The organism is Shewanella subflava (genome assembly GCF_025971955.1).
Classification (GTDB): Bacteria; Pseudomonadota; Gammaproteobacteria; order Enterobacterales; family Shewanellaceae; genus Shewanella; species Shewanella subflava.
On sequence record NZ_JAPDMX010000012.1, the window covers coordinates 13,867 to 35,995 of the forward strand.

Below are 22,129 nucleotides of genomic sequence, written 5' to 3' on the forward strand. Positions count from 1 at the left end.
CATTTACCTTAACTTCAAGGTCGCTAGACCCAGTAACACAAGGAATAACGAGATAATCCAAAAGCGCACAATCACGCGCGGCTCTGGCCAACCCTTTAATTCATAGTGATGATGGATGGGTGCCATACGGAAAATACGCTGCCCTCTCAGCTTGTATGATCCGACTTGTAAGATGACCGACACCGTCTCCATGACAAAGACACCACCCATGATGATCAACAGGATTTCTTGGCGCACTAATACGGCGATTGTGCCCAATGCAGCGCCTAGTGCTAACGAACCTACATCACCCATAAAGACCTGTGCTGGGTAAGTGTTAAACCACAAAAAGCCGAGTCCTGCCCCAACAATGGCTGTGCATACAATCACAAGTTCACCCGCTTCTGGTAGGTGTGGTATGTGTAAGTAATTGGCAAATTGTGCGTGCCCTGAAAGATAGGCTATCAAAGCAAATGCACCGGCAACCATTACCGTTGGCATAATGGCTAAACCATCTAATCCATCGGTTAAGTTCACCGCATTACTGGCACCCACTATGGTGAAATAGGCTAAAAAGATAAACACAATACCCAGTTGTGGCATCACATCTTTAAAAAACGGCACGACCAGCTGGGTTTCTCCAGGTATGGCTGATGAAGCATATAAATAAAACGCGACCACTAGCGCAGCAATTGACTGCCCGGCATATTTCCAACGGGCAATTAACCCCTTAGAATTTTTCTTGACCACTTTTAAGTAATCATCTAAAAATCCAATCGCACCAAATGCACCTAATACAAACAGCATCACCAACACGTAGCGGCTAGATAAATCGCCCCATAATAAAACACTGATAAAAATACCAGCAAGGATCAGCAATCCACCCATTGTGGGTGTACCGCGCTTGCTAAAATGCGACTCTGGTCCATCGTTACGCACCACTTGACCAATTTGCAATAACTGCAATCGCTCAATCAACTTGGGTCCCCACCAGAGACTAAATACTAATGCGGTAAGTAACCCCAAAATAGCTCGGAATGTCACATAAGAAAAAACGTTAAACCCGCTGTAAAATTGGGTTAAATACTCGGCCAGATAAACCAGCATCTACACTAACTCCCCACACCCGAAGGCATCTACTAACAAATCGACCACGCGTTCCATTGCCGCGCTTCGAGAACCTTTAACTAATATGGTCGCCTCGCCTGGCAACTGATTTAATTGTGCTATTAATGCCTGAGCCAGTGCGGTGACATCTTGAAAATGTGGGCTACCAAATGCTTTACTGGTATTAGCAGATAAACTGCCGCAACAATAAAGTGCATCAATATTAGCCACTTTTGCTTGTTGCCCTAACTGCTCATGCAAAGGGGCAGCATTGTCGCCTAATTCGCCCAAATCTCCCAGTACTAAACACCGATAATTATCGCGTTGTTGTAACCAGGATATTGCAGCCTGTACGGAACTTGGGTTGGCATTGTAACTGTCATCAACCACTAAGAAGCGCCCTAGTACCTTGGGCATCATTCTGCCCTTAACGGGTTGTAACTGACTTAAGCCGCTAGCAATTGTTGATAAATCAAGCCCTAATGCAATACACATACAGGCTGCGGCCAAGGCGTTGCTGACCTGATGTATACCTGCCAATGGCAATTGCACCACAACTGATTGGGTTAAATATTCAAGATTAAATTGATAGCATCCGTGAATATCGGCTGTTAAATCGGTTGCTCTAACATCGGCTTTTACCCCCGGAATGCGCGAAAAATGCAGCTGTTTATACCCAGCAGCTTTAGCTGACATAAACTCAGCAAAGGCATCATCGGCATTAATCACCGCCACGCCATCTTGATTTAGATGATTAAAGATTTCAGACTTGGCCTTAGCAATCCCCTCTACAGAACCAAAGCCTTCAAGGTGGGCACTGCCGATGTTATTCACTAAAGCCACTTGAGGCTGCACCAGCGCGCTAGTGTAATCAATTTCACCTTTATGGTTTGCACCAAGCTCAAACACCCCGTATTGGTCGCCTGCCGACAAACGTAATAATGTCAATGGCACACCGATATCATTATTAAAATTGCCCGCGGTAAAGAGCACCTGAAATTGTTGCGACAATATAGTGGCAACCATTTCTTTCACGCTGGTTTTGCCATTTGACCCCGTCAGAGCAACGGCGATAGGGGCCACTTGCTGGCGTACAAACTGGCCTAATTGCCCCAGAGCTTTATGGGTATCTTCAACTACAACCTGTGGTACGTTTAATGGCAATTGTGTTGATACCAAAAGCGCTTTAGCGCCATTTTCAATCGCTTTATTGGCAAATTCATGGGCGTCAAAACGCTCACCTTTTAAAGCAATAAACAGGCTGTCATTATCACACTGACGACTGTCTGTACTCACAGCATCAATGGTGATGTTGTCACCGACTAATTGACCATTTAACGCTTGTGCAATTTGAACTAATGAAAGTGAAATCATATCGAGGCCTCCATTAACTGTTTGGCCAATGCGCGTTCATCATAATCCAATCGTTTGCCTGCCACTTCTTGATAGGTTTCATGACCTTTACCCGCCAATAAAATAATGTCGTGCGGTTTCGCTTGCGCCACAACGTGCTTAATTGCGTTGATCCGGTCGATATTTGACAAGGCTTGTTCTGGCTGACTCAGTCCAGCTAAGACATCATCGATAATGGCTTGTGGGTCTTCACTTCTGGCATTATCACTGGTCACCATCACACGATCAGCAAAGGCTTCGGCGGCTTGTGCCATAAGTGGGCGCTTACCTTTATCTCGGTCGCCACCACAACCAAATACACACCACAATTGCCCATGGCAATGGACTCTCAGTGCAGTTAATGCTTGTTCGATTGCATCTGGAGTATGTGCATAATCAACCACTAAAGTAGCTTTACCTTGGCAAGAAAAACGTTCCATGCGTCCGGCAACGGGTTTAATTTGCGGAAGAACCTGAAGAATTTCAGCCATATCGATGCCTTGTAACGATAAGGCTGATATTGCGGCTAGCACATTGGATAAATTAAATTCACCTAATAATGGCGAAACAAGATTAGCCCTTAGCTTGTCAGAGCCATTGTTGGCCGGATATACCAAGGTAGCGCTTACCCCTTGTTCATCAAATTGCGTATTCTGGCAATAAAAATCTGCTTGTGTGTTAGCCACACTATAAGAAAACAACTGAGGGTTGGCTAGCGTTGGGGTAGCGTTAAATTCGTTAAGCCAATTGGCACCAACTGCATCATCAAGATTAATCATGCCATTTTTTAACGAGGCAAATTTAAATAAACGTTTTTTAGCCGCAGCATAGGAAGCCATATCACCGTGATAATCAAGGTGGTCTCGGCTTAAATTAGTGAATACAGCGGTATTGAAAGGCACTGCTTCAATTCGACCTTGCACTAAACCATGGCTGGATACTTCCATGGCACACACGGTTGCGCCTTGCTGTTCAAATATCGACAATTGCTGCATCACAGTGATGGCATCGGCAGTAGTATTACCACTGTCAATAAGCTCACCCCATAAACCATTACCTAGCGTGCCCATAACGGCGGCTTTTTGTCCCAATAATGTCACCAACTGAGCAATAATTTGGCTGACTGAGGTTTTACCATTAGTGCCCGTTACACCAATCACGCTCAGCTTGTTTGAGACCGTATAATATTGTGCTGCTACAGCTGATAGTTGTCGGCTCAGTTGGCAAAAATGAATCACAGGGATGCCATCAACCCAGTCGACTTTTTCATGTTTTTCAGGGAAGTCGGTGTGAGCTAGCACAGCCGTTGCACCTTTTTCGATTGCAGCCGCAATGTATGCTCGGCCATCCACTTTATGCCCAGGCAAAGCCACAAACACTTTACCCACTTCAGCTAGGCGACTATCAAGCGTTAAACCACAAATCGTTTCAGCCCCGGCATAATAAAACCAGGGTGCAAGTAAATCTTTTAGTAACATCATTCTGCGCTCCTTGGCGCAGATGCCATTTGGATGGCCTCACGTTTAGAAATGGGCTCAACATTAAGCATTTGTAACGCACCCGACATAATTTTTGCAAAGGCTGGGCCGGCCACATCGCCACCATAATACTTATCGCCTTTGGGTTCATTAATCACGACTGAAATAGCTAACCTTGGGTTGTGAACAGGCGCAACACCGGCAAAAAGCGCTACGTAATCATCACCATAACCTCCGGCTACTGCCTTACGACTGGTACCAGTTTTACCCGCTATAGGGTAACCATCAATGTGTGCTTTGGTGGCAGTACCGCCGGCTTCAGTCACCCCAACCAGCATTTGCATGACATCATTAGCTACTTTTTCTGATAAAACCTGTTGCCCTTTAGGTGCTTCTTTTAACTTTAAAATCGACACTGGATACAACACGCCACCACTGCCTAAGGTGGCATACATGCGTGCTAATTGAAGTGGCGTTGCAGTAAATCCATAACCAAATGATAATGTGGCGCGTTCAAAGTCAGACCAACGACGACGATCGTGAATTAATCCAGCACTTTCTCCGGTTAAATTAATCCCGGAATAATTGCCTAACCCCATTGATTGATAGGTACCAAGCAATTGCTGCACGGGCATGGATAAAGCCAGTTTACTGATGCCCACGTTTGATGATTTAACCAAAATTTTTGCCAGTGACATGTCACCGTAATTATTTGAATCTCGCACCTGACGACCACCAATGCGCATCCAGCCCGGTGATGTTGGGATTAGCTCATCTGACTTAACCGTTCCGGCTTCTAATGCCGCAGCGACCACAAAAGGTTTTACCGTAGAACCGGGTTCAAAGGTGTCAGTTAATGCACGATTTCGCATACGATGCGATTGTAAATTATCACGCGCATTGGGGTTATAAGAAGGCGTATTCGCCATCGCCAGAACTTCACCGGTTAGTACGTCAATGACCACTACCGAACCTGATGTGGCTTGGAACGTTTCAGTGGCACGTTTAAGTTCTCGGTAGGCCAATTGCTGAATGCGCTGATCGATACTCAGCACAATATCGTTAGAGCTTTCGCCCTCTTGGACTATGTCTAAACGCTCGACCACACTGCCGTCGCGCGACTTTCTCACTTTTTGTTTTGACGGCGTGCCCGTTAGCCAGGTGTTATAAGTATTTTCAATGCCTTCAATACCCACATCATCAATATTGGTGATACCAATCAACTGCGCGGCAATTTCACCCGCAGGATAGTAGCGACGTGATTCTGATTTCAGGTAGATGCCACCAATCTTTAACTGCTCAATATAATCTGCTACAGCAGGTGTCACTTGACGTTTTAAGTACACAAATCGCTTTTTAGGATCACGTTTTACTTTGTTAACCAGTTTATCAACGGGTTCTTGCAACACATCGGCTAATGCTTGCCAACGACGCATATCAACGAAGGCTTTTTGATCGTGCGCATGTTTAGGATCGGCCCATACTGCACGAACAGGTACACTCACGGCTAACATATCGCCATTGCGATCGGTAATCAGGCCACGCTGCACCTGATTACTCGTCGTTCGTAAGGTACGCATATCACTTTCATGGCGGAGTTTGTCAGGCTCAATGATTTGAATATAAGCTGCACGAGCAATCAAACTCACAAATAGCAGAAATACAAACCCCACCACAACGTATAAACGCCATGGGATCAATTCTGGGTTTTGCTTGCGTTTTGCTTGTCTAGACATATTCCCTATGCTCAATTGGCCCTGATGACCACTTCCTCTTTAGGAAGCGGTCTGGACATATTCAAATCTTTAGTCGCTATTCGAGTCACGCGGCTATGTTCCGACTGCGACTGTTCTTCTAACAATAAATTGCGCCATTCAATATCTAAATGGTCTTGCTGCTGTAGCAGCTGATCCCATTGTGAAGTTAATTTACGGCTCACATGGCTGGTGTAAACCACAGCTACTGCATTAATCATCACCACAATGCTAAGAAGCACTACCCATTTGTGATGCCAAATATCTTGCAAAACAAGTCGAGGTAAATTCAGTGCAGACTGACTCACAATGCTAACCTCAGTACGCTAAGCGCTCTGCCACACGAAGCACTGAGCTGCGTGAGCGAGGGTTTTGTTCTATTTCTTCATCCGATGGCTTCATTGCCTTGCCCATTGACTTCAGCTTACGCGATTTATTAATTTCATCTTCAGTAATGGGTAAGCCATGCGGCACACTTTCGCCTTGGCTATGACGACGAATGAAGCGTTTTACCATGCGATCTTCTAATGAATGGAAGCTGATCACCGATAAACGACCTTCTGGCGCAAGGACTTTTAACGCACCTTCTAATGCTTGATCAATTTGTTCCAATTCACTGTTGATATAAATACGTATCGCTTGGAATACCCGTGTTGCTGGATGCTTGTTCCGCTCTTTGTTTTTGGTAATTCGGGCAATCAAATCTGCTAAATCTTTGGTACGCAAAAAGGGTTTTTCATCTCTATCAGCAGCGATACAACGAGCAATATGGCGAGAATTTTTTTCTTCGCCATAGGTTTTAAACACCCATGCCATATCTTCGATTTCAGCTCTGGCTAACCACTGCGCAGCGGTTTCACCTTGGCTATTGTCCATACGCATGTCTAACGGGCCATCGCGTAAAAAACTGAAACCTCTATCGGCATCATCAAGTTGCGGTGAGGAAACACCTAAATCCAACAACACACCATTAATTTTGCCCACCAACCCTAACGCTTCAACATAATCCGCTATCTGGCCAAAACCTCCATGCACAATTTGAAAGCGTGGATCGTCAGCAAATTGCTTTGCCGCTTCAATCGCTTGTGGGTCTCTATCAATAGCAATTAAGCGTCCCTTAGGACCAAGATGACTCAACACATGCCGTGAATGTCCACCGCGACCAAATGTGCCATCAATATAGATGCCGTTTGGATCGATATTAAGACCATCGACGGTCTCTTTTAATAACACGCTTAAGTGGGCAAACTCTTGACTCATTAGGGTCTTCTTTTTATTCCATTACAGGGTGAAGTGGCTCAATCTTTCATGATTGGCTAAATTCTGGTTACTGATCAGCTCATGGTTTTGTTCCATTTGCAGCTGCCAAGCACCCTCTTCCCATAATTCAAATTTATTTAATAAGCCTACCAACATGGTTTTCTTTTCCAAATTGGCAAAACTTCTGAGTATTGGTGGCACAACGATGCGACCATGGCTGTCAAGCTCACATTCTTGGGCATAGCCCAATAGCTTGCGTTTTAACGAACGTTCAGTGGGATCAATATCAGATAACTGCAGCAGCTTAGTTTCCATGAGCTCCCACTCATGTAGGGGATAAATCAATAAACAAGGAGAGTTGATATCAACGGTAAGGATGAGAGTGCCATCGTGCCCATTACGTAACGCATCACGGAATCTCGCTGGCATAGCGATCCGTCCTTTTGCGTCCATATTGATTGCACTTGCGCCTCGAAACACGTTTATAAAGTCCTTGTTTTTTTAATTTGATCCACAATGATCCACTTTTTCCCACAAATGCTAAGTTTAGGGATACAACACAAGGGTTGTCAAGGGATGTGGACATATATTAAATCCAGACGCCAAGCGGGTTAGCAGGGAATTAGTAATCAACGAACAAATATCAAATATAAAACGAAGAAATATGAAGAAATAACAGAGTTAATTAACAAAACCAGACACATATAGGCGGTTATTTCAGCAGTTTTGATCTTAGGTGGGAAAAAGAAACAATCACATACAGTAGGTCTGAGGGCAGAGAGGAAACGATTTAGTTGAATTTAGTTTGATTTTTAGCCATGTTCTTTAATGAAACTTAATCTTTAAATGATCAAAAAATAGCGCTTTAGTATGAATTCCATCTTGTTGACGACCGTTCACAGTCAATAAGTGTTCAGAAAAAGCACAGAAAAAATGCATGATAACAAGGCAGGTTTTGATCATAAGAAGCGATTATACAATCTAAAATTTTAACCCGTTATTACGTATTTTCACCCGCTAGAATGGACAGTTATTGCTTATGATGGCCATGAGCCATGTCAATAAAAGCATGAGACTCATTTTTAATCGACATTGGCCGATATAAGGATAACAATTGCAAAGAGCTCAATAAAGGATCTGAGCGATGATCACTCAAGGAGTAACGAATGAACTTAGATAGCATATATAGCATGCTTTCCACACCAGTGCGTTTAGTTAATCATCGTAAACGTATTGTTGACCGTGTGGATGATAGCAGTGAAATTGCCGCTGACAGCCATGAAGCGCCTCAGTCACAGTTGCCACCAACATTGGGCAAACACACCTCGATAACCGACAATAAAGTGGAGCCCATAATGGAAGATGGGCAGCATGAATACATCACCGATGATGAAGCGCCACTTAAAGAACTAAAAGTCCCTGTGAAGCGCATTGATGTAGAAGTTTAGCTTTTACTTTAATGGCATTATTGGGTGCTAACCTGTTTAACGGCTTTAAGCCAACCTTGATACAAGGTTTGTCGTGAACCCTTATCCATTGTGGCAGTAAAGATGCGATCTGTCGCTAAAATGGATTGTAATTCCTGGGTTGATTTCCATACTCCGACGGCCAATCCCGCCAGAAATGCGGCGCCCATAGCGGTCGTCTCACTGACTTTAGGTCTTAACACATGCACATCGCTGATATCGGCTTGAAATTGCATTAAAAAGTCATTTGCCACCGCACCGCCATCGACTCGAATTTGGGTTAATGCTACCCCAGAATCTTTACTCATCGCATCGAGTAAATCATGGGATTGATAGGCAATTGACTCTAATGCCGCGCGAATAATATGATTTCGATTTGCACCACGGGTTAAACCAACAATGGCCCCCCTAGCATCGGCATCCCAATAGGGGGCTCCCAATCCGACAAATGCTGGAACCACATAAACCCCATTAGTGTCGCTGACTTTATTAGCATAATATTGGGTATCATAAGCCTCTTGTATTATGCCTAATTCATCCCGTAGCCATTGAATAATTGCCCCACCCATAAATACCGAACCTTCAAGGGCATAACAAGCTTGACCTTTATCACCAATCGCCACCGTAGTTAACAAACCATGGGTTGACTCAACGGCTTTATCACCGGTATTCATCAGTAAAAAACAGCCAGTCCCATAAGTATTTTTTACCATGCCAGGTTGCAGACACAGTTGACCAAATAATGCCGCTTGCTGATCCCCGGCCATGCCCGCAACCGGAATGCCCTGACCGCCGGCAAGCTCGGTATCACCGTAGACTTCACAGGAAGATTTAACTTCAGGTAACATTTGCCTTGGAATATTGAACAATTTAAGTAAGTCGTCATCCCACTGCTGGCTATGGATATTAAATAGCATGGTACGTGATGCATTGGTGGGGTCCGTCACGTGCGCCTTACCTTGTGTCAACTTCCATACTAGCCAAGTATCGACAGTGCCGAATAATAACTCCCCCGCATTAGCCTGCTCTCGTGCACCTACCACATTCTCTAAGATCCATTGAATCTTTGTCGCTGAAAAATACGGATCTAGCACTAAGCCGGTTTTTTGCCGGATCTGCGCTTCAACACCTTGTGCTTTTAATTGTTGGCAAATTGCCTGACTGCGACGACACTGCCACACAATGGCATTATAAATCGGCTTGCCAGTGTGCTTATTCCAAACAATAGTTGTTTCACGCTGATTAGTAATACCCATTGCGGCCACTTCATGACGATGAATGCCTGCTCGGGTTAATACCTCGACTAATGAAGAGCTCTGCGAGGACCAGATTTCCATCGGATCATGCTCTACCCAACCCGCATGGGGGTAATACTGGGTAAATTCCCGTTGCGAAATAGCCACGATGTCAGCCTGATGGTTGAACACAATCGCTCTAGAACTCGTGGTTCCCTGATCTAAAGCAACAATGTATTTTTTTGCTGTCATATGAAGCTCTCTTTATCGGAGGAAAAAACCTAAGTCTAGATTAGCGTAAAAAGAAAATAGCTAAAAATTGAGCGTGAATTTTTTAACAAAGCAAACAAATTTAATTGGTTGTGTCACATTGATGGGCTTTGTAATACCACACAGCAGCAATTTTTTGGTTTTCAAAAAGGTACACCCCAATACTGCAACGGGACAACCACTCACCCTCTTGTTGCCAAGAAACCTGTTCTACTGTACTGACAAAATCCCCCGAAGTAACAGATTTAATTACCCTAGAATGGGCTCTATTTGCATCAGCGAAATAATCTTTCATTGATTTAACCAGCTCATCCCTAGACGTTGTTTGGCTGGTCATCCCCGCTCGGGTAACATCAAACCAATAGGCCTCCTTGGTTACCATCTGCCCCATTAACTCAGGATCGCGCTCATTAAATGCCTCTACAAATTGCGTGACCATTTGGGATTTTTCATTGGCTTGAACGGCAAATCCCAGCCCCAAAATCAACACAACCCAGATAAATTTCGCCATGATGGTCCTTAAATAAAATCAATGTAAAAAAGCCCCGCAATGCGAGGCTAATATAGGATAACAAGCATAAAGTTACATTTTATAGCTCAATTGTACACCCGCAAGCAACACATCACCTGTGGCTTCGCCATTAAAGGTCACTGAAGCTAAGCCCGCTAAATCCTGCTCTTCGCTGATAGGCGCATCACCATACATTTTGATATAAGTTACCGCAAAGTCTACGGTAAGATTTTTAGTTGCTTGGTAGCCCGCGCCCACACTAAACCATAAACGGTCAGTATCTGGAATCGTCGTTGTGCGGTATTGATCTTCGACAGCCGTTTGATCCAACGCCATACCCGCTCTTAAAATCCAATCATGATTCAATAAATACGTGCCGCCAACAGCATAACGCCAGTTGTCTTTAAAGTTTTCGTTTTTAACTAAATCTGATTCTATATCGCCAATCGGCTTTTGCTCACCAGGAAAATAAGCCACTAATTGATCAAAAACGCTCCATTGGGTCCAGTTTACGCTAGCATGCATGGCAAATTTTTCAGTAAGCTGATGATGAGAAGCTAATTCAGCAAAAGCAGGCAGCTCAATCGGTAAATATCCTTCAATCGACACATTTTGACCGCCATCATAAAGTAAACCAGAAGCATGACCGTCTAACTCTAATTCCACACCGCTATGATAAGCCAAACCTAAACGGTGATCAGCGTTGATTTGCCAGCTTGCTCCGGCTTTCCAACCGACACTGATATCATCACCTTTCATCGATTTAAGGCTTGTACCAGGATCAGGTAAGCGACCAGCAACTGGCGCAGGTAATGCAGGATTGGCTTTAATTGCACCCACCCAAGCCGGAGTGGTTGCGCCAATTTCGCCTTCACCATACACCACACGCAAACCTGCACCTACGCTAAATGCATTATCCAATTTGTAGGCAATATTAGGGTTAAACTCAACGGTAGTGATTGAGGTTTTGCTTCCAAAAATAGCTGCTGCGTGGGTTGGATCAATTTCTGTTGCTAATCCATAGTTTGAATTAACCGTTAAACCCCAAGTCCATTGCGAATTTAATTGATTAGAATAATAGAAGTTAGGAATAAAGGCGTCACCTGCAACATCATGGGCACTGGCTGGAATATGCAGCGTTTGTCCGCCAAACAAAGGGGAATCAAGCGCAATATCACCTGTTACATCGATATTGGGCATCACATATACGCCACCAGCTGACAGTTGACGGCCTTCTAAATAGCTCAGCATCGCTGGGTTACGAGACTGTGCCGAAGCATTATCTGCCATGGCTGCTTCTCCGGCGAATGCGCGACCTAAACCGGTTGATGAAAATTCTGCTAATTGAAAACCTGCAGCTTGAGCTTGTGAAGTCGTGCCAAAAACAATGGCTGAAATAGCCAAAGTAAGTATTGTTTTTTTCATTATATTCTCTTATTCGTTGTTTTTTATGCCGATTATATTCAATCAAACGATCTTATAGAGTAAATGCTCGACATTTATTCGCAGCAAGTTTACGGATAAAAAGCCTTAATGCAACAGCCAAGGGATAAATGCCGAACCATATTTGTTGTTGAAATACCGATAACCCGCTCACAAAATGTGCTGAAAATATCCATTTTTTAAAGCACTGTTGACTGAATAAATTAAACAATCATCCAGAGATATTAATTAACCTTAATTATCAGTAGGTAAGGTAAAAAAGATGGCGTTATTTTTGGTACAGCAGTAAGCTGAAAAAAGAGAATAAAAACGCAAAACACGTTAATTTTTTGGCCAAATAGCTTGTAACTAATTGTAAAATAGCCAGTAAATAATCCACCTTCTGAAAAAGGTGGCTTTAATATCACTCCCTAAAAGGGAGCTTTCCTATCGTAAGATACAAGACGCCGTAAATATATCCCTATAGGCTCAACTAAATCATCCCTGATTTAGAAGCTTATACCGCACCATTAGCAAAGCTCACCTATCACTTGAGTTTATAAGCTATGTTCAACAGAACTGATAAGCCGTGTAACGCATGAATGCGTAAGCGAGCCGCCATGGAAGCAACCTCGGCGTGCTTATAAGTCGTTAAACATTACCTGACTCCTCAATACCATTGAACGTACTTCAGGCAGAGCCGAATTGAAGATAACCACCTACTGAAGTCGGCGGTTTAGGACTGAAAATAAAAAACCCTGCGTTAACAGGGTTTGTTTTACTTATGCACTAAAGAGTTAGCAGATAAGATTATAGGCTGTAGTACATTTCGAACTCTAATGGATGAGTTGTACGTGCTACACGCTCAGCTTCAGCTGTTTTCAGTTTGATATAAGACTGAATAAAGTCTTCACTGAACACGCCGCCTTTAGTTAAGAACTCATGGTCAGCTTGTAAGTTTTCAAGTGCGTTTTCTAAAGACGTTGCCACTTGTGGAATTTCTGCCGCTTCTTCAGCTGGTAGGTCATACAAGTCTTTGTCCATTGCATCGCCAGGGTGGATCTTGTTTTGGATACCGTCAAGACCTGCCATTAGCAACGCAGCAAAACCTAAATATGGGTTTGCATGTGGGTCTGGGAAACGCGCTTCAATACGACGACCTTTAGGGCTTGGCACCACAGGAATACGGATTGACGCACTACGGTTACGCGCTGAATAAGCTAACATAACTGGCGCTTCAAAGTGTGGCACTAAACGCTTGTATGAGTTAGTGCTTGGGTTAGTGAAGGCATTCAATGCACGAGCGTGTTTGATAATACCGCCAATATAATAAAGTGCGATGTCACTTAAACCAGCATACTTGTCGCCAGCAAATAAGTTTACGCCATCTTTAGATAATGACTGATGCACATGCATACCACTACCGTTGTCACCCACGATTGGCTTAGGCATAAAGGTGGCAGTTTTGCCATAAGCGTGTGCCATGTTGTGAACAACATACTTTAGAATTTGGATTTCATCCGCTTTCTTAGTCAGTGTGTTAAAACGGGTTGCAATTTCGTTTTGACCTGCTGTAGCAACTTCATGGTGATGCGCTTCAACAACTTGACCCATTTCTTCAAGCACTAAACACATCGCGCTACGTAAATCCTGTGATGAGTCAACTGGTGCTACTGGGAAGTAACCCCCCTTCACCATTGGACGGTGGCCCGTGTTGCCTTCTTCATAACTTTTTGCAGAGTTCCATGCCGCTTCTTTTGCGTCGATTTTCACGAAACAACCTGACATATCAGTACCAAAACGTACGTCGTCAAATAAGAAGAACTCTGGCTCTGGACCAATAAGAACTGTATCAGCAATACCAGTAGACTTTAAATACTCTTCTGCTTTTTTAGCAATAGAACGTGGGTCACGGTCATAACCAGTCATAGTGCCTGGCTCTAAAATATCACAACGGATAAGCGCAGTGGTTTCTTCTGTGAAAGGATCAAGTAAGAAAGTTGATGCATCAGGCATTAATACCATGTCTGATTCGTTAATGCCTTTCCAGCCTGCAATAGAAGAACCGTCAAACATTTTGCCGTCTTCAAAAAAATCCGCGTCAACTTGATGAGTTGGAATAGATACGTGCTGCTCTTTACCTTTAGTATCGGTAAAACGTAAGTCAACAAACTTAACTTCTAATTCTTGAAGTTGCTTTAATACTGATTCAACTGACATTCTCAAGCCTCCGGTAGGGTCAAGGGTATTCCCTTCTTAATTTAATCTTACTGTTTACCAAGTACACTTACTTAGATAAACCAATGTAAAACAGTAATGTTCACATGATGTCACTTACTTAGCTATTTTTGTGCCAAAAATATAACCAACTGAATTATATAGATTTGATTTTTTAGCATTGTGAAATAATTATCAAAACGCACCAAAAAGATCCACAGTTGCACCAATATAGAGCAACAATTAAATGAGCTGCACTGTAATTGAACATGTCGAGTATATAGAGACTCCTAAGCAAAAAGTGCACTTAGATAACAATTTACCAAACCTAATTCAGAAAACTGTGTTCTTAATGTTTATCAAGCTTTGCGCAATGAAATTGACCATTTAGCCCAGATAAGTCGAAATATATCTGTCCAAACGTGTGAAAATAGTAGGTGTTCAAAAAAAATCCTATCTACTGAAGCCTTGCTGGAGTAGAATGGCACGCTTTTTTACGGTGGCTATAATTAATTGCGACTGTAAATAATTCCTTTTTTGTTTGATGGTATAGAGGTTTTATCCGTGCTAGAGAATTTACGTAACATCGCCATTATTGCACACGTTGACCATGGCAAAACAACCCTGGTAGACAAGTTGCTGGCGCAGTCAGGAACCCTTGCATCTCGAGGAGAAGCTACTGAGCGGGTGATGGATTCAAACGATCTTGAAAAAGAACGTGGGATCACCATTCTGGCAAAAAACACTGCCATCAAGTGGAACGACTACCGTATTAACATCGTAGACACACCAGGTCACGCCGATTTCGGTGGTGAAGTTGAACGTGTTCTGTCTATGGTTGACTCCGTTTTATTACTAGTAGATGCAGTTGATGGCCCAATGCCACAAACTCGCTTCGTGACTAAAAAAGCGTTTGCCCAAGGCCTTAAGCCAATTGTTGTTATCAACAAAATTGACCGTCCTGGCGCACGTCCTGATTGGGTTATCGACCAAGTTTTCGATTTATTCGACAACCTAGGCGCAACTGACGAACAGTTAGACTTCCCTATCGTTTACGCTTCAGCATTAAATGGTTTCGCGACTTTAGATCCTGAAGACACAAGCGAAGACATGACACCTTTGTTCCAAACAATCGTTGAAAAAGTATCTTTCCCTGACGCTGACGCTGAAGGTGCTTTCCAGATGCAAATTTCACAACTTGACTATAACTCATACGTGGGTGTAATCGGTGTGGGTCGTATCAAGCGTGGTAGCGTTAAAACGGGTCAACAGGTTACTGTGATCGGTGCTGACGGTAAGAAACGTAATGGTAAAATGGGCCAAGTATTAGGTTACATGGGTCTAGACCGTACTGAAGTTGAAATTGCTAACGCGGGTGACATCGTTGCAATTACTGGTCTTGGTGAGCTAAAAATTTCTGATACGGTTTGTGCCGTAACTGAAGTTGAAGCATTACCGCCGTTATCTGTTGATGAACCAACATTAACCATGACTTTCCAAGTAAACACTTCTCCGTTCGCGGGTAAAGAAGGTAAGTATGTTACTTCACGTAATATTCTTGAGCGTTTACAACAAGAATTAGTTCATAACGTTGCATTACGTGTTGAAGAAACTGACAGTCCAGACCGTTTCCGTGTTTCGGGCCGTGGTGAATTACACTTATCAATCCTAATTGAAAACATGCGTCGTGAAGGTTATGAGTTAGCCGTATCACGCCCAGAAGTTATTCTTAAGACAATTGATGGTGAATTATGTGAGCCATTTGAAACCGTAACGGTTGATGTTGAAGAAGAGCATCAAGGTACTGTGATTGAAAAATTAGGTACCCGTAAAGCTGAAATGAAAGACATGCAACTTGATGGTAAGGGTCGTGTACGTATCGACTTTATTATCCCAAGCCGTGGCTTAATCGGTTTCCAAACTGAGTTCTTAACAGCCACTTCTGGTACTGGTTTGATTTACCATTCATTTGATCACTATGCACCTCATAAAGGCGGTGACATTGGTCAACGTGCTAACGGTGTATTAATTTCAAACGCAACGGGCAAGGCACTGACATTCGCACTATACGGTTTACAAGACCGTGGTCGTTTGTTTATCGGTCACGCTGCTGAAGTGTATGAAGGTCAAGTTGTGGGTATTCACGCTCGCTCAAACGATCTAACAGTTAACTGTTTGAAAGGTAAGCAGCTGACTAACATGCGTGCGTCTGGTACTGATGAAGCACAAGTACTAACTCCGCCAATCAACATGACTTTAGAGCAAGCGCTTGAGTTCATCGATGATGACGAATTAGTAGAAGTAACACCGAAGAACATCCGTGTTCGTAAGAAATACTTAACTGAAAACGAACGTAAGCGCCATAACCGCGCTGGTGCGTAATCAGTCAGCTTATTTGAGTTGAATTTAAAGCCCAGATTATTCTGGGCTTTTTTGTATCTAATGGTTTTATATAGAGAACCGAAACATTAAAAAATAACTAGATATTCACAATAAATAGATATAAATTCACACCAAGTTATTTTATGGAGTGGGTGAATATGTTAGAAAATGTCAATGTGGCACTACAAGCAAACGTGTATTTTGATGGGAAAGTAACTAGTCGGGCAGTCTTTTTTACCGATGGTTCGAAACAAACCTTGGGGGTGGTATTGCCTGGTGAATATACGTTTTCAACCTCTCAAGCAGAGGTCATGCAAGTCACATCAGGCAATTTTGAAGTGCTGCTACCAGATGCATCTGAATGGACTAACTTCCCAGCTGGTACTCATTTTGAATTAGCTGCAGGCGTAAGCTTTAGTATTCGTACAAACGCTGTGGCGGAATATTGTTGCAGTTACCATTAAGCCATCATTGATACCCTTTTATGGCAAACTTAGCCTTGAAAGCATTTTCAGGGCTATCTTAATCTACCCGCTAACGCTTCAAAATGATTACCCTTGAGACATCACCATTTTATTGATGACTCCATATCACTCTCTCAATATAAACACCCAGAATAAGCACGACTACCAATGATAATAAATAACTGCTCATTCTCGTTTGTAAAATTTTTACCATAGCCAGATTTTTTGATGGCCTACACATACTGCTGTCTGATGATTTTACAAACGGAACCCAGTCTCCTTATTAGCCGAGTATTTTTGGTAAATCAGTCTAAATAAACTATGCTAGTTTTTGGTTCAAAAAAGTCTACTATAGCAGTTGTACTCGATGAGAAAGGGATCAAGATGCGACTTATTATATTGCTCAGCCTACTTAGCATTAGCTTTTGCAGCAGCGCAGCTGTGTATCGTTGGGTTGATGAAAATGGCAAGGTACATTATAGCGATGAGCCACAGCCAAATGCAGAGCTTGTCGAGGTTAAACAAAATACTCAAAATACCATTGAGCTGCGTGAAGCCAAAATAACCTCTCCTATCGAACCTGATGACGCTGTCGCACAAACGACGATAACGATTATTTCGCCAACCCATGAAGAAACCATTCGCAGCAATGAAGGTAAATTCGATGTCACTGTCAGTGTTGCACCTAAATTATTACGGGGGATGTTTTTAGCCTTATTTATCGATGGTGAAATAAAAGCCCAACCTCAAACATCCACAACGTTTAACCTTGAAGGCATTTATCGTGGTGAACATGCCATTGTGGTGAAAGCCTTAGATCAAAACGGCAAAGTCCTTGCATCTAGCTCTCCTAGAACCATCTATCTTCATCAAGCAACGTTGGTCAAGCGGCCTACCCCGAGAGGGGGTTAGTTATTAATTTCATTAAAAACAATGTATTAATTTAACAACCACTTTGCCCAAAATAACATTTGCTTGATGAAACTGGCTTGCAGCATGCACCACATTGGTGCACCATGATGGTGCAACCCAATATTCAGGACGGCAAATGGACACCAATAACCTACTAAATCATTTAGTCACTGCGGTGTTAGTCATTGATACTAACCTTAAACCACGCTTTGCCAACGCAGCAGCTGAACAACTATTGGCTGTCGCTAACCATAAGCTGCTGGAATTACGCCTACCCGATTTATATCAATTTTTAGGTGTTGATGAACATATTCTGCGTGATGCGGTGTCGTCAAACCAAGGTATTACCGTTAACACCGCTGCATTGATCACCTTAGATGGCCAACATCACACCATAGATCTTACGTTAATTCCTATTGAGAATGAGCAAAATCTCAGTATTTTAGAGCTGCGCCAAGTGGATCAACAACGTCGTATCCACCAGCAACTTAATATGGATGCACAGCAACAAGCAGCCCAATATTTAGTGCGCAACTTAGCCCACGAAATTAAAAATCCGCTCGGGGGATTAAGAGGTGCTGCACAACTCTTATCAAGGGAGCTGAACTCACCTGAATTAAAGGAGTTCACTCATTTAATTATTGAGCAGGCCGACCGCTTACGCAGTTTGGTTGACAGATTATTAGGCCCCCAACGCCCAACGCAACACACAGAGCATAATATCCACCAAGTGGTGCAAAAAGTGCTCAAATTGGTTGAAATGGCATTACCCGAAAACATCACCTTAAAACGAGATTATGATCCCTCAATCCCCGATATTCAGATGGATCCTGATCAACTTCAACAAGCCGTGCTTAATATTGTCCAAAATGCGATTCAAGCATTAGACAATGGTGGTGGTGAAATTTTGATAAAAACCCGTACACAACATCAAGTGACCATTGGCACTCAGAGATACAGGCTGGTTTTGGCGTTATCAATTATCGATAACGGCCCTGGAATACTTCCCGAGCTCATGGATACCCTATTTTATCCTATGGTCACGGGGCGAGAAGATGGATCAGGCTTAGGATTGTCGATAGCGCACAACATTGCAAGACTGCATGGCGGCCGCATTGACTGTGTCTCTGCGCCTGGCCATACCGAATTTATTATTACGCTGCCATTACAATAATTTTAGACCTAAAGGCAGAACGAGGTAGCAAGATGACAATAAGCGAACAAGTATGGGTTTTAGATGATGATAGCTCCATTCGCTGGGTGCTAGAAAAAGCGCTATCCGGTGCCAAGCTTAGCAGTGCCAGCTTTGCGGCTGCCGAATCGTTATGGCAAGCGTTAGAGCATTCACAACCACAAGTCATCGTCTCTGATATACGTATGCCAGGCACGGATGGACTCACACTATTAGACAGATTACAGCTGCATTATCCGCATATTCCGGTCATTATAATGACCGCGCATTCGGATTTAGACAGCGCTGTGAGTGCTTATCAGGCGGGGGCTTTTGAATATCTGCCAAAGCCTTTTGATATTGATGAAGCCATTTCGTTAGTTGAGCGCGCGCTGACCCATGCAACCGAACAAACACCCGCCGCCCCAGCTGAAACCGCCGTAAAAACCCCTGAAATTATTGGCGAAGCACCTTCGATGCAAGAGGTATTTCGTGCCATTGGACGCTTATCTCGCTCATCCATTAGTGTATTAATTAATGGCCAATCTGGTACAGGTAAAGAGTTAGTTGCTGGTGCACTGCATAAGCACAGCCCTCGAAAAGATAAATCCTTTATCGCACTTAATATGGCGGCAATTCCTAAAGACTTAATCGAATCCGAACTTTTTGGCCATGAAAAAGGCGCGTTCACCGGCGCGGCAAATGTGCGTCAAGGACGTTTTGAGCAAGCCAATGGCGGTACATTGTTTCTAGATGAAATTGGCGATATGCCGCTAGATGTGCAAACGCGTTTATTACGCGTGCTGTCTGACGGCCAATTTTATCGCGTAGGCGGACATCAAGCGGTACAGGTGGATGTGCGCATTATCGCGGCAACTCACCAAAATCTTGAATTACTGGTGCAAAAAGGGACTTTCCGTGAAGATTTATTCCATCGTCTCAATGTGATCCGAGTGCACTTACCGCCGTTATCACAACGCCGTGAAGATATCCCTCAATTAGCCAATCATTTCCTCAATTCAGCCGCAAAAGAAATTGGCGTAGAACCGAAAATATTAACCAAAGAAACGGCGGCTAAATTGTCACAACTGCCTTGGCCAGGTAACGTACGTCAGCTAGAAAACACCTGCCGTTGGCTGACCGTGATGGCATCGGGACAGGAAATTCTACCTCAAGATCTACCACCAGAATTACTCAAAGATCCGGTTTCAAACCACCACACCCAAACAAGTCATGGGGATTGGCAGTCTGCATTGACAAGTTGGATTGATGAAAAACTCAGTGCGGGTGAAAATGATCTGCTCACTGAAATTCAGCCCGCTTTTGAACGCATATTACTTGAAACGGCTTTAAAGCATACTCAAGGTCACAAGCAAGAAGCGGCAAAACGTTTAGGTTGGGGGCGTAATACGCTAACACGTAAACTCAAAGAGTTATCGATGGAGTAACTTAGCACGCTTAGATTACATAGCATGAAGCCTAGAATCTGCCCTAGGCTTCTGTGCAGCAGGGGTCATCTAAACGGGATCTTGGTGAATAATCACTTCCGCCTCCTCAAAGGCGTTCTTAATTCTTAACCCTGTTGCATCGGCAATTCGATGGGCATCAAATAAAGGTTGTTTGCCGTCTAACTCTAAATGCAATTGAATAAAAATGGTTTTACCTGACTGACGCGTACGTAAATCGTGTATGCCTTTTACATGACTATCGGCTAACGCTAAGGTTTTAATTTGCTCTCGGGTTTCAGCATCAAGCTCTCTATCCAGCAAACTTTGTATTGAACGGTAGCCCAAATCGATTGCCTGTTGTCCAATAAAGAGTGCTATCAATACAGCAAACAAGCCATCGGCCCACCACCAGCCATAGTTGGCTAACACCAATGCCAGTAATACGGCCGAATTTAAAAATAAATCCGATTTATAATGCAATGAATCCGCTTCAACAACCGAACTGCTGGTTTGCTCTAGGGCTTTTTTCTGCAATAACACTAATCCTAGCGTCACAACAATTGCAATAACTGATACCACCACACCTATAGTGGCATGGGTAACTGGCACGGGGTTTATCAGCTTTTCACCGCCATAGAACAGCAAAATACAAGCTGAACCTAAAATAAATCCCGATTGCGCTAACGACGCCAGTGGCTCAGCTTTACCATGGCCATATCGATGGTCTTTATCCGCAGGGACAATTGCATAGCGAATAGCGATAAAGTTAATGATAGAGGCCATCGCATCAGCGAATGAATCCGTCAAAGACGCCAACATACTTGCCGAGCCTGAATATAACCATGCAATGAGCTTTATCACAATCAAGCCTAGCGCAACCACCACTGAGGCTCGGCTGGCTAATTTGACCCAAAAATCATAATTTTGGTTGGTTTTCATTACCGGATTCATCCAATCATTCATCACTAATTGGCTTAATCATAGCAATTATCCGGGTAGTGCTTCGACAATGTTTACATCTTTTAACAAGATAACGCGCTGAAAGTGTGATGAAAGCAGCAAACATTAAGTTAATCATTCGGGCCTGTTGAGCTTTTAACATCATGTCACGATGAAGCGCAACTGGCCCAAACTTAACGATTTGTCGCTGAGGTACAGTGAAGAGTAACTAGCGTTTTTTGCCTTGTTTTTCTATGCGTTGAGTAAACTTAGCCTGTTGCTCAGGGGTCAGTAACTGGTAAATCTCATTTTGCATTTTCATATGCTGTAGCATTTTCGCTGCTTTGCGCTCTTGATTGGCTGCAATCAACTCTTGCGCCTTGGCTTCATCAAAATTAGCATTGGTGATCACACTCACCATCTGTGCTTTATTAGCGGCTCTGACTTCTGCTGACGGTTTTTCTGGACGTTGTGCTTTGTATTTTTCAACAATCGCTTTTACATCTGTTTTTTGTGTTTCAGTTAGATCTAACATACGGAGCATCTTATGCATGCCACCTCTGTGGTGTCCATGTTCATATTTACCCGCTGATTGCCTCTCAACCTGCGCATCGGCTGTTGGCTGCTCTGCTGATTGTGCATAAAGCTGACCAGTCAATAATGCAGAGCCTGCAATCAGTGCAACAAGACCCGCTTTAATAGGAAAACGTGTTTTCATAACA

19 protein-coding genes are annotated in these 22,129 nt (G+C 43.3%); 6 read left to right on the forward strand and 13 right to left on the reverse strand.

The window, feature by feature from the left end; all coding sequences use genetic code 11:
* Positions 1 to 3: 3 nt before the first annotated feature.
* Genes mraY through mraZ form a run of 7 tightly spaced genes read right to left on the reverse strand, consistent with a single transcriptional unit; the run spans position 4 to position 7,450 of the window.
* Positions 4 to 1,086, reverse strand: a complete 1,083-nt coding sequence (mraY, locus tag OHT75_RS06190; protein ID WP_264725615.1) for a phospho-N-acetylmuramoyl-pentapeptide-transferase — start codon at positions 1,084 to 1,086, stop codon at positions 4 to 6.
* Positions 1,087 to 2,460: a UDP-N-acetylmuramoyl-tripeptide--D-alanyl-D-alanine ligase gene (locus OHT75_RS06195; RefSeq protein WP_264725617.1), complete on the reverse strand. Its 1,374-nt coding sequence runs from the start codon at positions 2,458 to 2,460 to the stop codon at positions 1,087 to 1,089.
* Positions 2,457 to 3,959: a UDP-N-acetylmuramoyl-L-alanyl-D-glutamate--2,6-diaminopimelate ligase gene (murE, locus tag OHT75_RS06200; protein WP_264725618.1), complete on the reverse strand. Its 1,503-nt coding sequence runs from the start codon at positions 3,957 to 3,959 to the stop codon at positions 2,457 to 2,459. Before murE ends, OHT75_RS06195 begins: the two co-directional genes overlap by 4 nt.
* On the reverse strand, positions 3,956 to 5,692 hold the full coding sequence (locus tag OHT75_RS06205; protein WP_264725619.1) for a peptidoglycan D,D-transpeptidase FtsI family protein: 1,737 nt from the start codon (positions 5,690 to 5,692) through the stop codon (positions 3,956 to 3,958). The genes murE and OHT75_RS06205 overlap by 4 nt, the downstream gene beginning before the upstream one ends.
* 11 nt (positions 5,693 to 5,703) lie before the next feature.
* Entirely contained in the window at positions 5,704 to 6,018 is a 315-nt protein-coding gene (gene ftsL / locus OHT75_RS06210; RefSeq protein WP_264725620.1) for a cell division protein FtsL, read from the reverse strand.
* A gap of 10 nt (positions 6,019 to 6,028) precedes the next feature.
* The gene (gene rsmH, locus OHT75_RS06215) at positions 6,029 to 6,970 is read right to left on the reverse strand and encodes a 16S rRNA (cytosine(1402)-N(4))-methyltransferase RsmH (protein WP_264725621.1); all 942 of its coding nucleotides are present in this window, start codon (positions 6,968 to 6,970) and stop codon (positions 6,029 to 6,031) included.
* A 21-nt stretch (positions 6,971 to 6,991) separates the two neighbouring features.
* Positions 6,992 to 7,450, reverse strand: coding sequence for a division/cell wall cluster transcriptional repressor MraZ (gene mraZ, locus OHT75_RS06220; protein WP_264725622.1), 459 nt, complete (start codon positions 7,448 to 7,450; stop codon positions 6,992 to 6,994).
* A gap of 686 nt (positions 7,451 to 8,136) precedes the next feature.
* Here mraZ and OHT75_RS06225 point away from each other — a divergent pair.
* Entirely contained in the window at positions 8,137 to 8,418 is a 282-nt protein-coding gene (locus OHT75_RS06225; RefSeq protein ID WP_264725623.1) for a hypothetical protein, read from the forward strand.
* A gap of 17 nt (positions 8,419 to 8,435) precedes the next feature.
* On the opposite strand, the gene glpK is transcribed toward OHT75_RS06225, so the two are convergent.
* The 4 genes from glpK to glnA form a co-directional block, all read right to left on the reverse strand.
* Positions 8,436 to 9,923, reverse strand: coding sequence for a glycerol kinase GlpK (glpK, locus tag OHT75_RS06230; protein ID WP_264725624.1), 1,488 nt, complete (start codon positions 9,921 to 9,923; stop codon positions 8,436 to 8,438).
* Positions 9,924 to 10,023: 100 nt separating this feature from the next.
* Positions 10,024 to 10,452: a nuclear transport factor 2 family protein gene (locus OHT75_RS06235; protein WP_264725625.1), complete on the reverse strand. Its 429-nt coding sequence runs from the start codon at positions 10,450 to 10,452 to the stop codon at positions 10,024 to 10,026.
* A gap of 72 nt (positions 10,453 to 10,524) precedes the next feature.
* Entirely contained in the window at positions 10,525 to 11,877 is a 1,353-nt protein-coding gene (locus tag OHT75_RS06240) for an outer membrane protein transport protein (protein WP_264725627.1), read from the reverse strand.
* Between the two features lie 807 nt (positions 11,878 to 12,684).
* Positions 12,685 to 14,094 (reverse strand): glutamate--ammonia ligase, encoded by a 1,410-nt coding sequence (glnA, locus tag OHT75_RS06245; RefSeq protein ID WP_264725628.1) that lies wholly within the window; start codon positions 14,092 to 14,094, stop codon positions 12,685 to 12,687.
* A 561-nt stretch (positions 14,095 to 14,655) separates the two neighbouring features.
* On the opposite strand from glnA, the gene typA reads away from it, so the two are divergent.
* The 5 genes from typA (at position 14,656) to glnG (ending at position 20,468) form a co-directional block, all read left to right on the forward strand.
* Positions 14,656 to 16,473: a translational GTPase TypA gene (gene typA, locus OHT75_RS06250; RefSeq protein WP_264725629.1), complete on the forward strand. Its 1,818-nt coding sequence runs from the start codon at positions 14,656 to 14,658 to the stop codon at positions 16,471 to 16,473.
* 152 nt (positions 16,474 to 16,625) lie between these two features.
* The gene (gene ppnP, locus OHT75_RS06255; RefSeq protein ID WP_264725630.1) at positions 16,626 to 16,937 is read left to right on the forward strand and encodes a pyrimidine/purine nucleoside phosphorylase; all 312 of its coding nucleotides are present in this window, start codon (positions 16,626 to 16,628) and stop codon (positions 16,935 to 16,937) included.
* 384 nt (positions 16,938 to 17,321) lie between these two features.
* Positions 17,322 to 17,849 carry a DUF4124 domain-containing protein gene (locus OHT75_RS06260; protein ID WP_264725631.1) on the forward strand — a complete coding sequence of 176 codons (528 nt, stop codon included), beginning with the start codon at positions 17,322 to 17,324 and terminating at the stop codon, positions 17,847 to 17,849.
* Positions 17,850 to 17,985: 136 nt separating this feature from the next.
* Positions 17,986 to 19,023 (forward strand): nitrogen regulation protein NR(II), encoded by a 1,038-nt coding sequence (gene glnL, locus OHT75_RS06265; protein ID WP_264725632.1) that lies wholly within the window; start codon positions 17,986 to 17,988, stop codon positions 19,021 to 19,023.
* 32 nt (positions 19,024 to 19,055) lie between these two features.
* On the forward strand, positions 19,056 to 20,468 hold the full coding sequence (glnG, locus tag OHT75_RS06270; protein ID WP_264725634.1) for a nitrogen regulation protein NR(I): 1,413 nt from the start codon (positions 19,056 to 19,058) through the stop codon (positions 20,466 to 20,468).
* 69 nt (positions 20,469 to 20,537) lie between these two features.
* Here glnG and fieF read toward each other — a convergent pair whose 3' ends face one another.
* Complete coding sequence (gene fieF, locus OHT75_RS06275) at positions 20,538 to 21,407, reverse strand: cation efflux pump FieF (RefSeq protein WP_264725635.1); 870 nt, start codon at positions 21,405 to 21,407, stop codon at positions 20,538 to 20,540.
* A gap of 229 nt (positions 21,408 to 21,636) precedes the next feature.
* The gene (locus OHT75_RS06280) at positions 21,637 to 22,125 is read right to left on the reverse strand and encodes a Spy/CpxP family protein refolding chaperone (protein WP_264725636.1); all 489 of its coding nucleotides are present in this window, start codon (positions 22,123 to 22,125) and stop codon (positions 21,637 to 21,639) included.
* Positions 22,126 to 22,129 lie beyond the last annotated feature (4 nt).

What these genes read in the sequence shown, in the direction of transcription:
- fieF (WP_264725635.1), bottom strand. Translation starts at nt 21,407, where the DNA reads ATGAAAACCAACCAAAATTATGATTTTTGGGTCAAATTAGCCAGCCGA.
- OHT75_RS06260 (WP_264725631.1), top strand. Translation starts at nt 17,322, where the DNA reads ATGCGACTTATTATATTGCTCAGCCTACTTAGCATTAGCTTTTGCAGC.
- glnA (WP_264725628.1), bottom strand. Translation starts at nt 14,094, where the DNA reads ATGTCAGTTGAATCAGTATTAAAGCAACTTCAAGAATTAGAAGTTAAG.
- OHT75_RS06195 (WP_264725617.1), bottom strand. Translation starts at nt 2,460, where the DNA reads ATGATTTCACTTTCATTAGTTCAAATTGCACAAGCGTTAAATGGTCAA.
- glnL (WP_264725632.1), top strand. Translation starts at nt 17,986, where the DNA reads ATGGACACCAATAACCTACTAAATCATTTAGTCACTGCGGTGTTAGTC.
- OHT75_RS06205 (WP_264725619.1), bottom strand. Translation starts at nt 5,692, where the DNA reads ATGTCTAGACAAGCAAAACGCAAGCAAAACCCAGAATTGATCCCATGG.
- glnG (WP_264725634.1), top strand. Translation starts at nt 19,056, where the DNA reads ATGACAATAAGCGAACAAGTATGGGTTTTAGATGATGATAGCTCCATT.
- OHT75_RS06240 (WP_264725627.1), bottom strand. Translation starts at nt 11,877, where the DNA reads ATGAAAAAAACAATACTTACTTTGGCTATTTCAGCCATTGTTTTTGGC.
- OHT75_RS06225 (WP_264725623.1), top strand. Translation starts at nt 8,137, where the DNA reads ATGAACTTAGATAGCATATATAGCATGCTTTCCACACCAGTGCGTTTA.
- murE (WP_264725618.1), bottom strand. Translation starts at nt 3,959, where the DNA reads ATGATGTTACTAAAAGATTTACTTGCACCCTGGTTTTATTATGCCGGG.
- glpK (WP_264725624.1), bottom strand. Translation starts at nt 9,923, where the DNA reads ATGACAGCAAAAAAATACATTGTTGCTTTAGATCAGGGAACCACGAGT.
- OHT75_RS06280 (WP_264725636.1), bottom strand. Translation starts at nt 22,125, where the DNA reads ATGAAAACACGTTTTCCTATTAAAGCGGGTCTTGTTGCACTGATTGCA.
- mraY (WP_264725615.1), bottom strand. Translation starts at nt 1,086, where the DNA reads ATGCTGGTTTATCTGGCCGAGTATTTAACCCAATTTTACAGCGGGTTT.
- rsmH (WP_264725621.1), bottom strand. Translation starts at nt 6,970, where the DNA reads ATGAGTCAAGAGTTTGCCCACTTAAGCGTGTTATTAAAAGAGACCGTC.
- OHT75_RS06235 (WP_264725625.1), bottom strand. Translation starts at nt 10,452, where the DNA reads ATGGCGAAATTTATCTGGGTTGTGTTGATTTTGGGGCTGGGATTTGCC.